Source organism: Maridesulfovibrio salinus, assembly GCF_055394525.1.
Genome location: NZ_AP042461.1, coordinates 3,080,017 through 3,094,414, shown reverse-complemented (window position 1 = coordinate 3,094,414; position 14,398 = coordinate 3,080,017). Strand labels below are relative to the sequence as shown.

Annotated in this window: 15 protein-coding genes; all 15 read left to right on the top strand. The window is 50.7% G+C overall.

Annotated elements, in window-relative coordinates:
* Positions 1-283: 283 nt before the first annotated feature.
* The 15 genes from ACZ5PW_RS14140 (at position 284) to ACZ5PW_RS14070 (ending at position 14,388) form a co-directional block, all read left to right on the top strand.
* Positions 284-778, top strand: a complete 495-nt coding sequence (locus ACZ5PW_RS14140; protein ID WP_464554776.1) for a hypothetical protein — start codon at positions 284-286, stop codon at positions 776-778.
* Positions 771-2,558, top strand: coding sequence for a DNA primase family protein (locus tag ACZ5PW_RS14135; protein ID WP_464554774.1), 1,788 nt, complete (start codon positions 771-773; stop codon positions 2,556-2,558). Before ACZ5PW_RS14140 ends, ACZ5PW_RS14135 begins: the two co-directional genes overlap by 8 nt.
* Positions 2,545-2,961: a hypothetical protein gene (locus tag ACZ5PW_RS14130; protein ID WP_464554772.1), complete on the top strand. Its 417-nt coding sequence runs from the start codon at positions 2,545-2,547 to the stop codon at positions 2,959-2,961. Before ACZ5PW_RS14135 ends, ACZ5PW_RS14130 begins: the two co-directional genes overlap by 14 nt.
* Complete coding sequence (locus ACZ5PW_RS14125; protein WP_464554770.1) at positions 2,954-4,477, top strand: CHC2 zinc finger domain-containing protein; 1,524 nt, start codon at positions 2,954-2,956, stop codon at positions 4,475-4,477. The genes ACZ5PW_RS14130 and ACZ5PW_RS14125 overlap by 8 nt, the downstream gene beginning before the upstream one ends.
* On the top strand, positions 4,474-5,256 hold the full coding sequence (locus ACZ5PW_RS14120) for a hypothetical protein (RefSeq protein ID WP_464554769.1): 783 nt from the start codon (positions 4,474-4,476) through the stop codon (positions 5,254-5,256). Before ACZ5PW_RS14125 ends, ACZ5PW_RS14120 begins: the two co-directional genes overlap by 4 nt.
* The gene (locus ACZ5PW_RS14115) at positions 5,253-7,166 is read left to right on the top strand and encodes a terminase gpA endonuclease subunit (RefSeq protein WP_464554767.1); all 1,914 of its coding nucleotides are present in this window, start codon (positions 5,253-5,255) and stop codon (positions 7,164-7,166) included. Before ACZ5PW_RS14120 ends, ACZ5PW_RS14115 begins: the two co-directional genes overlap by 4 nt.
* Complete coding sequence (locus tag ACZ5PW_RS14110; RefSeq protein WP_464554766.1) at positions 7,160-7,369, top strand: hypothetical protein; 210 nt, start codon at positions 7,160-7,162, stop codon at positions 7,367-7,369. Before ACZ5PW_RS14115 ends, ACZ5PW_RS14110 begins: the two co-directional genes overlap by 7 nt.
* A 53-nt stretch (positions 7,370-7,422) precedes the next feature.
* Positions 7,423-7,617 carry a hypothetical protein gene (locus ACZ5PW_RS14105; RefSeq protein ID WP_464554763.1) on the top strand — a complete coding sequence of 65 codons (195 nt, stop codon included), beginning with the start codon at positions 7,423-7,425 and terminating at the stop codon, positions 7,615-7,617.
* Between the two features lie 144 nt (positions 7,618-7,761).
* On the top strand, positions 7,762-8,208 hold the full coding sequence (locus ACZ5PW_RS14100) for a hypothetical protein (protein WP_464554758.1): 447 nt from the start codon (positions 7,762-7,764) through the stop codon (positions 8,206-8,208).
* Positions 8,208-9,005, top strand: coding sequence for a hypothetical protein (locus ACZ5PW_RS14095; protein ID WP_464554756.1), 798 nt, complete (start codon positions 8,208-8,210; stop codon positions 9,003-9,005). The genes ACZ5PW_RS14100 and ACZ5PW_RS14095 overlap by 1 nt, the downstream gene beginning before the upstream one ends.
* Before the next feature lie 298 nt (positions 9,006-9,303).
* A complete protein-coding gene (locus ACZ5PW_RS14090; RefSeq protein WP_464554754.1) occupies positions 9,304-9,531 on the top strand; it encodes a hypothetical protein in 228 nt (75 codons plus the stop codon).
* Positions 9,524-10,402, top strand: a complete 879-nt coding sequence (locus ACZ5PW_RS14085; protein WP_464554752.1) for a BRO-N domain-containing protein — start codon at positions 9,524-9,526, stop codon at positions 10,400-10,402. The genes ACZ5PW_RS14090 and ACZ5PW_RS14085 overlap by 8 nt, the downstream gene beginning before the upstream one ends.
* 233 nt (positions 10,403-10,635) lie before the next feature.
* Positions 10,636-10,836 carry a hypothetical protein gene (locus ACZ5PW_RS14080; RefSeq protein WP_464554750.1) on the top strand — a complete coding sequence of 67 codons (201 nt, stop codon included), beginning with the start codon at positions 10,636-10,638 and terminating at the stop codon, positions 10,834-10,836.
* Positions 10,833-12,320, top strand: a complete 1,488-nt coding sequence (locus tag ACZ5PW_RS14075) for a phage portal protein (RefSeq protein WP_464554748.1) — start codon at positions 10,833-10,835, stop codon at positions 12,318-12,320. Before ACZ5PW_RS14080 ends, ACZ5PW_RS14075 begins: the two co-directional genes overlap by 4 nt.
* 1 nt (position 12,321) lies before the next feature.
* The gene (locus tag ACZ5PW_RS14070) at positions 12,322-14,388 is read left to right on the top strand and encodes a phage major capsid protein (protein WP_464554746.1); all 2,067 of its coding nucleotides are present in this window, start codon (positions 12,322-12,324) and stop codon (positions 14,386-14,388) included.
* The last annotated feature ends 10 nt before the right edge of the window (positions 14,389-14,398 follow it).

Below are 14,398 nucleotides of genomic sequence, written 5' to 3'. Positions count from 1 at the left end.
AAACTGTTCTCATCATGTACCTGATATTGAACATGTCTATTTTTGGAGTGATTTTAAGGAAAAGGAAAGTGTGGTTCAGTTTGCCCTCTGTGGCGTTCGGTATGGGATTTTTGGAAATATATATCCCGCTGAACTTGGTCTTGATACGGGGGCTGTTTTGTGGAGTTTTTCGGAATGATTCAAAGGTATTCGGTTTTGCACTTTTTTATAATCAACTTGCCTTTTACTTACCTGCAAAAGAAAAAGGGTCACAAACTTTCGTTTGTAACCCTATGATTTCCAAGTGGCGGGGCAGGAAGGATTCGAACCCTCGGCCAACGGCTTAGAAGGGCAACAGGGCGAAGCCCTGAAATTGCCCGAACTCACCTATAATATAGCTTTTCTTTCTTCTGAAGGTGTTGAGTCCTCCCCCCTTTTAGTCTGCCTGTTTTTGCGTGTAGGTTACCCACGACTTACCCGCGCATTTCCTTTTTATTCTCTTCACCAGTATCTTTATAATCCCGCCCACGCGGCAGCGGGGGCGACCTCTAGCTGTTGGGCCGCTTCTTTCCTCTTCTCCCTTCCCCCTCTTTTTTTATCAAACTGGCAAAAACAACAAGGCGGAAACCAAATTCATGGGTCCTTCCAGAGGCTTAATCTTGTAGGGGTCGGTATCAGCGCGGGTTTTTTGCGTGTGGGGGTTGGAATAATTTTTGGACATTTGGACATTGATTCAGGTGACGAAAATAACGGGGCTTTTTTTGCGGATTGCGTAATGTTCGGAGGTTGCCATGGGTAGCATGGATCAGGACAACATTGCCGCAGAAGTTCAGGCCGCAGCAGCTGCAGAACCGGAGCAGGTTGAACGAGAGAGGGCCGCGCAGAAAGCTGCGAGTCAGGAAAAAGCCGACCGGAACCGGGCCGAACAGGGCAAGCCGCCTCGGAAACCGAAACCTAAATTACCGGAAGGTGTACCGCCACGTGAATTAATCCATAGGTGTCATCGGCGGGCTGAGCTGGGAGCTGCAGAACTGGCGGCGTTTTTGCTGAAAGGATCACATCTCTACGACAACTTTACCAAGGACTGGTTTAAGTTCAATTGCACCATTTGGGAACAGGATCTCAACAGGCAGATTGAAGAGAAAGTTGATCTGGTCGCTTCCCTCTATGAAACAGAGGCTAAGAATTTCTATAAATTAGCCAAAAAGAAGAAAGATGAGGGTAAAAAGTCTTGTATTTATAATCCATTGAGGAATAGAGCTAAAGAGTTTAAATCCTCGGCCGCCTCGCTGCGAAACCAGAACAAAATAAACAACGTCCTCAAGATGCTGCGCCGGGGTACGCTTCTGGGTATGGAAAGCTCCGATCTGGAGCCGCACCGCGAGCTTTTGCCTACGGCCAAGACGGTGGTCAACCTGCGGGACGGTACTGAATATACCGATGTGCCGTGGCCGGAACTTCATTTCCGGCATAAATCCCCATGGGAATACAAGGGAACGTCTGAGCCTGCCGATTTCTGGGAAGATACCCTGCAGAAGGTCTTTTGCGGGGATGCGGAGCTGATTGAGTATTTCGAGTATTTTGTGGGCTTCTGTGTCACCGGGGTGCAGCCGAAAAACTTTTTTGTTTTTCTCGGTCAGTTCGGGGATAACGGTAAATCGGTTATTTTCGATACCATCCAGAAAGGGCTCGGAGAGTTCGCGTCTACCGTCAAAGTCGAGATGCTGCTAGTGGATAAATTCGCTCAGGCAGATAAGCCCAGTCCTTCACTGGTGGATCTGCGTGGGCGGCGTATGGCTGTGGCCAGTGAAGCCGATGAGAACCAGCAGTTTTCCACCGCAAAGATCAAGCTTTTGACTTCGGCCTCAGACCGCATCAAAGCTCGAACCCTGAACAAGGGTGATGAAGAGTTTTTCCAGACGCACACCCTGTGCCTGCACACCAATAATGTCCCGAAACTCAAGGGCGCGGATAACGCTTTTCTCAAAAACCGTTTGAGAATCTTTCCATGTAATGCCCGCTTTGTGGATCCAGAAGGTGAAATTGCCGTTAACGAGGCAAATTACATCTTTCCCATGCTTCCTGAATCTGTTGTTACCGCCAAGCTTGAGGCCGAATCATCAGGGATTCTGGGCTGGATGGTTGCGTGTGCCATGAAGGCGCTTGAACTCGGTCATATGCCGCCGCCACCTAAAGCGATACTTGAACAAAATGCGGAGTACGAAGAAGAACAGGACTGGCTGGCCCAGTTTCTCAGTGATTGCTGTGAGCCTGATCCCGATGCCAAGTACCCCAACAAGGATCTTCATCTTGTTTTCAAGCTCTGGTTTCGCGACTCCAATAACCTGACCGCTAAAGATGATGTCTGGATAACACCCAACAAAATGGGCCGGGAGCTTTCCAAGCGCCCGGATGTGAAAAAGATTCCCAAAGGGACACAGGGCTTGAGTTCCCCGCATTATTGCGGCTGGCGCTTAAAAGACCATTGGGTCGAGGCTGCCAAGAGCGGCACTCTGCCCATAGACAAGTCCGAGTGGCCCGAAGCCGAACAGGGAGGTTTTCAAAATGATCCTCTCTAATTTCCAATTGTTTCCGTTTATTTCCAATCTCTTTTTTAGAATGGAAATCGGCAAAAGCTATGTAGAACAGGGGGTTGAGTGGGCAGAATCTTCTATTATTTCCATTTTTCCATTTTTCTCCAGTTTTATAAAAAAACAAAAAAAAGGGGAAGAAGGTTCTATCTTATATAGATCGCGCGCGCACACAGGCGCGCAAAAAAGACTTTATAAACAAAATGGAAAATTGGAAATTTTGGAAATAATTTCTGGATATCTTCCTGAAATATTGATCTTTTCCTTTCAAAAACGATTGGAAATCCCCGTTTTTCAATTGGAAAAATGGAAATTCACCGCTCCGGAATGCTCCTTTTTCTTTTCAGCGGTCGGAATCTGGCACGAAGAGGGGGGGCGCCGCCATGGGTAAAGCTCTTGAATATCTCGGTGCTGCCCGCTGTGCATCCATTTTCGCTTCTATGGTGGCTGTGGATGATAAAAAGGGCAATGAGCTGGACCTCTGGTGCTGCTGCCCTCTGCATAACGAAAAGACTCCCTCGGCTCATTATGATGCGACACAGGATCTTTATCACTGCTTCGGCTGTCAGGCTGGCGGTGATCTGATCAATATTTACTGCGAGCTGAACGGCTATGACGAATTCGAAGGCTTCCGCGCCTTCCTCAAGGAATTCTGTCCGGAACGTCTGACAGACGGTCCCGGTTCCGCTTCCAGGACTTCCCCGGCTCCGAGGAAGGTTATTCGCCGCTGGGAACCTGATGCAGCCTACATCCCGCCGGAGAAGTGGCAGCAGAAAGCGCATCAGATTGTCATGGAATGCGTGGAAGAGTTGCAGAGGCGTCCGGAAGTGCTGGCCCTGCTCTCCGAGTGGGGGATTGATGCCGCCACCGCCAGATCTTGCCGGATCGGCTGGAACGCAAAGGACCATTTTTATCCGGTCACGGCTATGGATCTTCCTTATCAGTCTTCAAAAAACAATCCTAAAGCTGAACGCAAAATCTGGTGGCCTGTGGGACTGGTTTTTGCCTCCATGCGTGACGGACTCCCGGCAAAGGTCAAAATCCGGGTTGCAGAGCAAAAGGATTGGATGCCGAAATACTGGCAGGTCATCGCCGGAGATGTTCCCCGCGGTTATCTGCCGCCCTATCTAATAGCCGGTGACCCGCGCTGGAAAATCTGGGTTATCGTGGAAACTGACCGTGATGCCTATCTGGTCTGGGCGGCCTGCCGTGTTTTGTTTCCTGATCTGCCCATTGGCGTTATGGCCGTGGGGGCTGCCGGGGCGCGTCCTGACGCCTATGCCGCAAAGATTCTACGCCGCGCTGAGCTGATCCTTTGCGCAACTGATAACGATTTTGCCGGAAAACAGGCTTTTTGGGATTTCTGGAAAAAGGAATTTCCCAATGCGCGCCGCTGGCCTGTGCCTCCCCGGTACGGCAAAGACGTGGGCGAGGCCGTGCGCCCACTCTGGCTTAAACCTGCCCATTTCCCCCTCGATGATTTTTACAACATGGGCATTGATCCTTTTTACCTCGATATCTGCAAGTGGGTTGAGGCCGGAATACCCAAGCGGGTGCGCCGGGCTGCGAGTATGCGCCGGCAATCTCCCAAGCCTGCCCCGGCTCCGGTCAAGCCTCCGGCGCCACCACCGAAACCGAAAAGCCGCATAGAAAAGGTCATGGAAGAGGTTGCCAGATTCCCGGAATTCTTTGGGCCCTTCAAAGAATTTTACGACCTGATCAAAGGTAAGCCGGTCGGGTTCTACCGTAACGAATTCGGCGGGGTTTACGTGGACAGCATCCCGCCTCAATGGGGCCAGAAACATGATGAAACAATGCGGGCCATCTGGAAAATGTGGCTAGATCACGAATGCTTACAAGATATTATCGAATACTATTTCCCGGATCGGATTAAGGAGAAGGCATGATCGAAAACGCAAATGAACTATATCGGTTTTTAAAGGAAAACGGATATCTTGGTTCTCGTTCCACTGTCTATAACCAGTGTGTTTTTGGTGGGAAGTTGCAGCCGACATGGGTGAATGGAGATAAAAAGGGTAAGTGGGATAAAAAGAAGATCCTGAAAATTGCTAAAAATCTTTATGATTTTGAAGGTGATGATTCAGGGTCCATGAGTTCTTACCCTTCCCCATCCTCTCACGAAGACAAGGCGGCAGGCGATGCCAGGCTCAGGAATCTCCAGGCTGACCGCGTGGAGTTCAATTTTAACAGGGAACGCGGAAAATACGTTTCCATGACCGTGATGTTCGGCGAACTGGCCGCGCGTGCCCGGGTGTTCCGGCTTTCGTTGGAAAAGTGGGGCATGGATAGGGCCGATTCCATTGCGGACATGTTCGGCGGTGGAGCGGATGAATCCCGCGAACTCTGTGAAATGCTCGGGATTGATCCTGTTCGTTTTTCTCCGGTTGTGGTGGAATTTGCGCAGTCCAAATCCCGTGAGTTGGTCAAGATGTGGCTGGCAGACGTTTCTTTGCTGCTCGATGCCTATTCTTACGGACGGTTTCTATCCCCGGAAGCTCAAGAGGAATTTGTCGCTTCCGAAGCCGGGGCCGAGAACCTGCTTGAGTATGTTGATGGGGAAGTAAGCGCGTTAATTGAAGGCTGTAACGAAATTCTCGGTAATCAGTTTCGGGAGTTCATGGCCCACAATGCGATTATTTCCAGCCTGATGGAGCGTGCGTCATGAGTTGCAGGCCTCCTGAGATCAATCTTTGTGAGGGTGAGATTTCGGTTTTTCGCGCTCCGCTCAAAATTTCCACTTATGACTGGTGTCGCAAAAACCTGCGGTTGGTGGCCGGTCCGTTCAAGGATCAGCTCTGGCGTTCGGATATGACTCCGCATGCCAAAGGAATAATGGATGCCTTTGACCTGCCCAAAGTCGAGGAAGTCTTTATTCTCGGCCCTTCCCAGACTACCAACAAAACCACCATAGCGCAGGGTTGTGTGCTTTCCAGTCTTGCGGAAAAGATCAAGCCTGTGGGTGTTGGAGTCACCACCGAGAAGCAGCTCAAGCGCATCATGGATGACCGGCTGCGCAAGTACATTGAAGCCATCCCGGCTTTGAAAAGACGGCTTCGGGCTGACCGCTTTGCAGTCCAGAAGGATGAAATAACTTTTGACGATGATTCCAAAATCTACGGAATGTGGTCCGGTTCGGATGCCTCCTATTCCTCGGCTTCCATGGAAATAGTCCATTTGTCCGAGGTTGATGCCTATCAGGATTGGGCCTCTGTTTTCAAAATGCTGGAACGGCTGGACGCATATCGCATGCTGGGCACGGCCAAGGCTCTGCTTGAATCCAAGGTGCGCGGCTGTGTTGGAAAACCGTCTATTTACACCCTCGCCCGGGACCGCGCGCAGATGTGGTGCAACATAGAGGCCCGTTGCCCGGCCTGCGGAACCTATCAGGTCATGACCCTCAAGCGGATAAGCGCGCTTGATGAAGACGGCAAGCTGGTTACCGATCCGAAACGGATCATGAAAGAAAGGCTGGGCCGCTATCAGTGCAAGTGCTGCGATTATCGCTGGAATGACGCGGTTAAAAATGCCGCACTGCGTGCCGGGCGCTGGCTGGGCGATCTGTCCGGGGTCAGTTCTGTGGCTTTCCATATCCGCAGTTGGGAAACCATCGGGTGCAGCCTCTCAACTGTTCTGCATGACTGGTACGCCGCGCAGGGCAAACCTGATGAGCTTGAAAACTTCCACAACAACCATTGCACCCAGCTGTACCAGAACACCGTCCGCACAACCTCGGAAGAAGGTATCCGGGCCATGATCCGCGATGATTTCAGCGAGCAGACCGGAGAAGTCCTTTACCCGGCCCGTTTCGCGCCGCCGGAAACTCTAGCCGTTACCTGCGGCATTGATAACCAGAAACGTGACCGCCGTTTTGTGGTTATTGCATGGGACCGCCAGCTTTGCGGAACCATAGTTGATTACGGCATCATCCCCAGCTGGGACGGTTTGGCGGATTTCCTGCGCAATACTGCCTACCCGGTGACGGGTAAACCCGGCTACGTGGCCCCGATCTGGCGGGCGCTGCTTGATATAGGCGGCGGTGAAGGTGAGCACGAAGCTACCATGACAGACGAAGCCCTGTCTTTTCTCCAGTCCAATCCAGACCTGCCGGTCTGGGGCTGTAAAGGTTCTTCCCGGGCCATGGATGTTCCGCTGCGGCTGACCACCTGGGGCAAAGACCCGGAAGCAAAAGCCAAGTATCAGCTCTTTTCCGGGCAGCTGCGCGGCTATCTGCTGGAAACCAGCAGACTCAAAGGCCGTTTGCATGCTCTGCTTTCGCGTGATCACCAGAACCCGCTCTGGCTCAATGCCGAGGCTGGCGATGATTTAATCGCGCAGCTGGGCAGTGAAGAGAAAATCCGCGATGCCCGTGGACGATACAAATGGATCAAGAAAAAAGGGGTGGAAAACCACTATCTGGACTGCGCAGTCTACGCGCTGGCCTGTGCCGATGCCATGATGCTGCCGCCGCTGCAGCAGCTGCATAAGCCGATAATTCAAATGGAACTGGTTGACGAAGTTTATCAGATGCAGAAACCGAAACGCAAACCGCGTCCGCAAGGGAGGAATCTATGGTAGCCCGCGCAAAAACAGCCCTGCTGGGCATGGATGAAATATGTAAATACGTGGGCTACAGCGCGCCCACTGTCCTCAAATGGATTCGGGAGGAAGCTTTTCCGGCAACTCAGGATTGCCCGCGCGGACGCTGGGAGAGTGATACCAGGCTGATTGATGACTGGCGGTTCAAAAGGCTTGAAAAGAAAATGAAGCGCGCAGGATAGGGAAACTTAATTTTCCCCTCGCTTTCAAGGGCTGAAAAAGATAAGGATAGGATATGAAAGAGCTTAATTGCATAAAATGCGGCGCGGATATCTCCGACCTGCCCGCTCGTTGCCCGGATTGCGGACATGGTTACAGCTATGAGCTGGAGCAGCCGCCGCTCGGATTCTGGGCCAGTTTCTGGCAGACCTTCAGGCGATGGTTTATAGTGCCTGTTGGTGTTGTATTGCTTTTGGGGTGGTTGATGTAGTCACCCTCAGGATAAAAATTTAAATCCCCCTTCCGGATTACCGGGAGGGGGATTTTTCTGTTTAGTGAATCTTAATGTCGCCTTGATACTCTTTAGATAATATTATAACCGTAGTGCGTGGTAAAATTTAACGAGGTGGCATTTATGAGAAAAATTTTGTTATTCGTTTTGTTGGGTTGTTTGGTTGGGGCTGGCGGGTGCGTTTCCAAACATTATAAACAGCAGGAGAAAGTTTCCCAAGTTATGATGGGTGAGGGGTATCCGATTGTTTTTGCAAAGGCCGCTGCGAATGGTGTCCTTGATGTATCAACTTTTCAGTGTGAAAGCGGTTCTCCAACAGTGTGTATGCCATATTTCTGGCGTGAGAATTCGAACGGTAAACGAATTGGCTTTCAATATATGTGCTATACAACTGATTCTGAAGGTAAGCTCAACGGTATGTTTGATGCCAAGAGTAATCCTGTGGGAGATAAACTAGGTTCGGATTTTACTGAAAAAAGTCTTTCTTGTGGGGCTCATGAATGTAGGGATTATCTTACTGATGATCAGTTTGGCCGTTTTTGGAATAATCTGATATTGGGCGGCTTGTGATGGTTTGGATATTAATAGTTCTCGCAGCTGGTATTTATTTATTTTTCAAGTTTTTTAAAATGGAGCAAGTACCTGCTGATTCAGTGAAGGTTGTGTCCCGTGATTCTGGGAAAGCCTACTACGTCAGCACTGGGCAGCTTTCATGTAATTGTCCCGATTGGAAAAAGCGTAGGGGCCAATTCTCTCAAGACGATCCGCGCAGGTTGTGTAAGCATCTAGTGCATTACTGCATTGGGCAGGATAAGTTGCCAGATGCCCTTTCATTGTACCAAGAAGCTTTGGAGTGGTTTTATAAAAAAGGGTGGAAAATTCCAGTGGATAAAAAAATTGAGAAGCTGGACAGCCCTCATGGTGAAATTGCTTATTTTAAAGATCGCGAGGATGATATTTGGTACAGTGTTTGTTTTCAAGGCAAGCGGTATGGATGGGAAAAGAGTGGAAATGTTTGGGCTCATGGAACTCCGATAGAAGTACAGGATATTGTTTTTCGCTCTGTGTATGGAATTCCTGATAATTTGCCAGCAGATGCAATTTCAACTGTTGAAGAGACCCAGCTTGATGATCCTATGAAGTGGATAATTGTAGGGCAGGTTGAAGGAGAAAAAATAAGTGCTGAAGTCAGTCTCAGAGCAAATACTGTAAATTCTAAGATCAAGTTCAACGGTGATAGTTTTAATTTTCATTCAGAGAACAGGGAAGTTTCTAAACGTAAGTATATTCATTTGATGCCTGCCTTGTCTAAATGGATTAGGGCTGAAAAAGAAAAGTTGCGAGATGAATTGAAAAAGAAAAAATAACCTTACCACACAAAATATCCCGTTACTGGTTGACTTGTGCACCAGTAACGGGATAAATAATTTTCAGGTGCTTCAAAACACCTTTATTCCCTAGCGGTTTCCGCTCCCGATAGTTGGCGGTTTTTTTGCGCCCATTGAGGTTTTGTTCTTTATATTTTCGCCAAGATATTTGCCGGGAGTCTGCATGCTATACAATACCTTCGGGAAAGGTGTGCAGGGCGTCTAGGGACGTTTTTGAAGCTCCCGGCTTTTTCTATTCTGAAAGGGCCAATTCAAAAATATCCCTAGGAGGCTCTTCATGAGCGAAAAAGTAACCCCCATCAACGAAACCGAACAATCCCGCGTTTTATCTCTTGTCCAGCAACAGCTTCAAGCCAATCTCTATCCCTTCATGATTCTTTCTGATGTTCTTGATTTTGATAAGTTCGGCGGTGTGTCCCATCTGATAAAAACTGAATGGGAGACAATGGAAGCCAAGAACGCCGAATTCCTGCGCGATCTGGAGCGGAGGCTTGGCAATGTCTGATAAAATTATCCCTTTTGATTTCGGTGACCGTGTGGTCCGGGTTGTTACAGATCAAGAAGGTCTTTATTGGTTTGTGGCCAAGGATGTTTGTGCTGCTTTGGAAATCTCTAACCACAAAGACGCAGTTTCGCGATTGGATGATGACGAAAGAGATGGGGTAGGTATTACCGACCCCATAGGCAGAAGGCAGGAGGTTTTAGCCGTCTCCGAATCCGGCCTCTACTCCCTAATCTTCAAAAGCCGTAAACCCGAAGCCAAAAAGTTTCGCCGTTGGGTCACCTCGGAAGTTCTTCCTACTCTGCGTGAACGAGGTTGTTATACTCTTGGTGATGAAGACCCCGAAAGCGAAGAATCTTCTTCGACCCCTTCCTTGCCTTTCGATCTGGAAAAGCTCCCCCGGTTACGTCCGAATCAGCGGTCTGTTGCTCTGCAATCCGCTGTGCAGGTGGCTCGAATGAATGGTGGCGGTGAAGATGATATTCATCGTTTGTTTTTTGAATATTGCCATCTTCTTTCCGATGTCCGTCCCGGCTCCGGCTTGCAGATTCAGAGCGGCGATCAGTCCATGATGCTGTTTCGTGAATGGGTGGAGCGGTTTATCAAGCCTTCGGCTAAGAAGTTCAGTATTTCCGAAAGGATGGTTGTTCAGGCCACGCCGCTTTACCAGCTATATTGCCAGTGGGTACGCGAGCAGGAATGCGAACCCGTGACTATCCAGATGTGGGGTAGATGGATGAAGTACGAAGTTAACTTCCGTTATGAAAAACGTGCTAAAGGTTGGTACTTCGTGGAATGGCTCGGTGATGATGGGCCTATGACAGTTCCATTCAATGAAATTAATACCGTTTTTTCTAAAGCGGCCGAAGATTAAAGTCAGAAAATCCCTCGCAAGGCCCAACGCCCTGCGGGGAATTTTTTTTGCCAAAAAACACCCCGCCCCAAAACCCTGTCAATAAAAATTATCGCGAATTTTCCAAAATTCTTGCGAATTCTTCAAAATTCTTGCGAATTCTTCAAAACTTTTAAAAGAGCCCCAAAAACCGGGGTTATGCTGTTCCCGTCAATGTAAGCAATTTAGCTTTTTTTACACATTGGGGGGAATAAATGCCTATAACTGTTGATGAAGTCGAAACCGCGATCCGCGATATCCTGACTCAGGGTATCACTGTCACAGTTGATGATATTACCTACGGGCGCGCAAACCTGAACGATCTGCGCAAACTTCGTGACCAACTCAAGGCTGAGCAGCCCGATCCCAACACCGGGCTTGCCTACTATGGCCGCACCTGCGGAGGTGCGCGGTGATTAAAGGGGTGCTTGACTGGTTTCGTGGTTTTCGCCGCGAATCCCTGCCTGATCAGCGCGCACGCTATGCCGCTGCCCAGATTTCCCACCTTACCGGGGGCTGGCGTCCTGTTGCCGAGGACGTCAACACCCTGATTACCAATTCCCAGCATGTTGTACGTGAGCGTGTTCGGCAGCTGGTGCGGGATTTCCCTCCCTTCACCCGTGCGGCGGACAATATTTCCGCTTACGTGGTCGGAACCGGGGTTGTTTTTCAGTCCAAAGTGCTGGACGCGGACGGCAATCCTGACCGCAGAACTCGCACACTTATTGAGGACGCGCTTAAGCGGGCCATGGATGAAATTGATATTTCCGGCTCTTCGGCTTTTCGCCAGCATTATTATGAACTCTCGGCCCTTGCCAAACGGCAGGATTTTGAGACCGGTGAATTTATCGCCGTCTGGCAGCCGCATAAAAATCAGCGCAATAAATTTATACCGTGGGGCATTTCCCTCTACGAGGCTGACCGCCTTTCCGATCTGGGCGCAAAGCCTGTCGGGAAAAACAAGGTCTACAACGGCGTTGAAGTCGACCGAGTTGGGCGCATCGTGGCCCTGCATCTGGCTGATGACGGTTATTCCCTTAAAGCAACCCGCGTTCCTGCTGAGAACGTGGTTTTCGGTTTTGACCGCCAGCGTCCCGGACAGGTGCGCGGCATGCCTTGTTGCGCTGCGGCGGTGCTTATCGCCGGGAGTCTGAAAGAGGCCGTGGGGTCAGAGCTGGATGCTTTCAAGCTGGCCTCGCGTTATCTGGCTTTTGTGGAAACTCCTGATCCAGCCGCCTTTCAGAATGTGCGCAAAGTGGGAAATGGCGAAGACCAAGGCCCTGAACCAATCGAATACCTTGAGAACGCACTTATCGAATACCTGCGGCCCGGTGAATCCATTAAACTCGCCAACAACCAGCGCGGTGATGGTGCTTTTCAGGCTTTTACCAAATTTATGCTGCAGCTGACCAGCCTGACCACCGGGACCCCTTACGAAATGCTGACTGGGGATTATTCCGGTTTGAGCTACACAACCCTGCGCGTCAGCCGCAACGATTTTATCCAGCAGATGGCCCCTACGGTTAAGCGGCATGTCTTCCAGTTTGAAAAGCCGCATGTCTGGCGGATGCTTGAGGCTTGCGTGCTCTCAGGGCGATTGAACCTACCCGGTTACTTCACTGATCCCTATCACTACCGCCGTGGCGTTTTCATTCCTCCGGGAATGCGTCCTCTTGATCCTCTCAAGGAAAACAAGGCCGCAGTTGAAGCCATCAAGGCCGGGTTGCAGTCCCCGCAGGAAATCATCCTTGCCCGTGGCGGCGATCCCGAAGCGGTGCTCGATGACCTGCGCGAATGGCAATCCATGTGCGATGACCGCGAATTGGTTTTCGACCTGTCCGGCATTTCAACTGCCAACGCTAACAATCCCGCTGCTGTGAGCGGGGAGAATGGAGACTAGTATGAAAGTCTTAAATGTAAATCCTGGAATTACCCGCCGTGCCGCTCAAGTGCGACTCAGTTCCGAGGGCGTTCCCAGTTCATTGGATATGGAAAATCGTTCTGTGCAGGTAGTGGCTGCCACTGAAGAACCGGCTTGGGTTTTTAACCCTGATACCTGGCGGATGGAACGTGAAGTCCTGCTTATGTCCGGAATGCGCGCGGATGGTCCGTCTCAAATCCCCCTGCTCGATACTCATGACCGCTGGTCTACCAGTTCGGTGATCGGTTCAGCCCGTGATTTCGAAGTTGAAGGCGAGCAGCTTCTCGCAAGAACATATTTTTCCTCTGTTGATGCTGCAGAGGAAGTTTTTACCAAGGTGCGCGAAGGCCACCTGACCGATGTTTCTATCGGATACACCGTCCATGCCCATGTGCGGGTCAAGGACGGTGAAACAACCGAGGTTGCCGGACGTGAATTCGAGGGTCCGGTTTTGGTAGCTGTCGATTGGAGCCGCAGAGAACTCAGCTGGTGTCCCATCGGCGCAGACGAAAACGCCAAGGCCAGACAAGAGGCCGGCAAAAAGGAGAAAATTATGCCCCCTGAAAAACTGAAAGAACTGCGTAGACGGTTCAACATGCCTGAAGCAAGTGAGGCCGATATCCTCGCAGAAATGGAAAAGCGCGCTTTTGCCGGTGGTGAAGATCAGGGCAGCATTGAGCAGCCCGCAAACCAGTCCCAATCCGGTCAGGACGGCCAGCGCTCCGATCCTCCCGCGAACCCTGCACCTCCCGCCAATCCGGTAACACCTCCCGCGACTGCAGCTGATGGCGCGGCTTTTTCCCGTTCTGATGCGGCGGAAATCGTTTCCGTGTGCAACCAGTACGGCATGGGTGAGCGTGCGGCTGAGTTTATCAACGAAGGTAAAACCGTGCTGGAAGTCTACAAAGTATGCAGTGCTGATCATCTGGGCCGTGCCCAGCAGCAGACTATGCCTTCGCAGCGCATTGAGGGTGGCCCAACTGAGCAGGAAAAATTCCGTCAGGCCGGGGAAAACGCCATCATGGCCCGTTGCGGTCATGAAGTAGACCATAATGAAATGGGCGGGTTCGGCGGTTATTCCATGGTTGAGCTTTGCCGCCATGCCGTGGTGCTTGCTGGTGGCAATCCGTCCGGTTACCCCACTGATATTGTGGGCCGTGCGCTTTCCACTTCCGACCTGCCCATGATTCTGGACAGTGTTGCTGACCGTCTTCTGCTTGCCGGGTTCGAGGAAGAAGAATCCACTCATGACATCTGGTGCGACACCAGCGGCGTGCTCACTGATTATCGTCCCAAGCGTCTTATCAGTCCCGGTGAAATCAGCAGCTTGAAGGAAATACCCGAAGGTGGCGAATACAGCTACGGAACTCTGGGTGAAGAAGGTGAAACCGTCATGCTCGCCAAGTTCGGTCTGCTGTTTCGCCTGACCAGAGAAGCCCTTATCAATGATGATCTGGATGCCCTCTCTTCCATCGGTAATGAGATGGGTGCTTCCGCCAAGCGCACCATTGCCGACCTTCCTTATGCCGTACTCTTTGCCAATGAACAGATGGGTGACGGTAAACCCCTTTTCCATGCTGACCGTAAGAACCTTGTAAGCCCCGGCTCCGCTATCGGAACCGAGTCTCTTGATCTCGGTTTCAAGAATATGCGTGGGCAGAAGGATATCGGTGGAAAACGCCGCTTGAATATCCGTCCTCATTATCTGCTTGCTCCTACTTCTCTTGAAGGGGCTGCCGAACAGTTCTTCAATACAACTCTGATCGGGGGCAAGACCAATCAGCCCAACCTTGCCAACAGATATGCCGGGGATAACAAACTGGTCCGCGTTTATGACGGGCGTATGGATGACCACAGCGAAAAAGCCTGGTTCCTCGCTGGTCCCAAAGGCAAGACCGTAAAAATGTACTTCCTCAACGGTAAAAAGACCCCTTTTACCGAATCCAAAAACGGCTGGAATATTGACGGCATTGAAAAGAAAGTCCGCATCGAGGCTGTGGCTAAAGCGATCAGTGCCAAGGCCCTTTCCCAGAACGTAGGCCAGTAGCAGCTGTCCT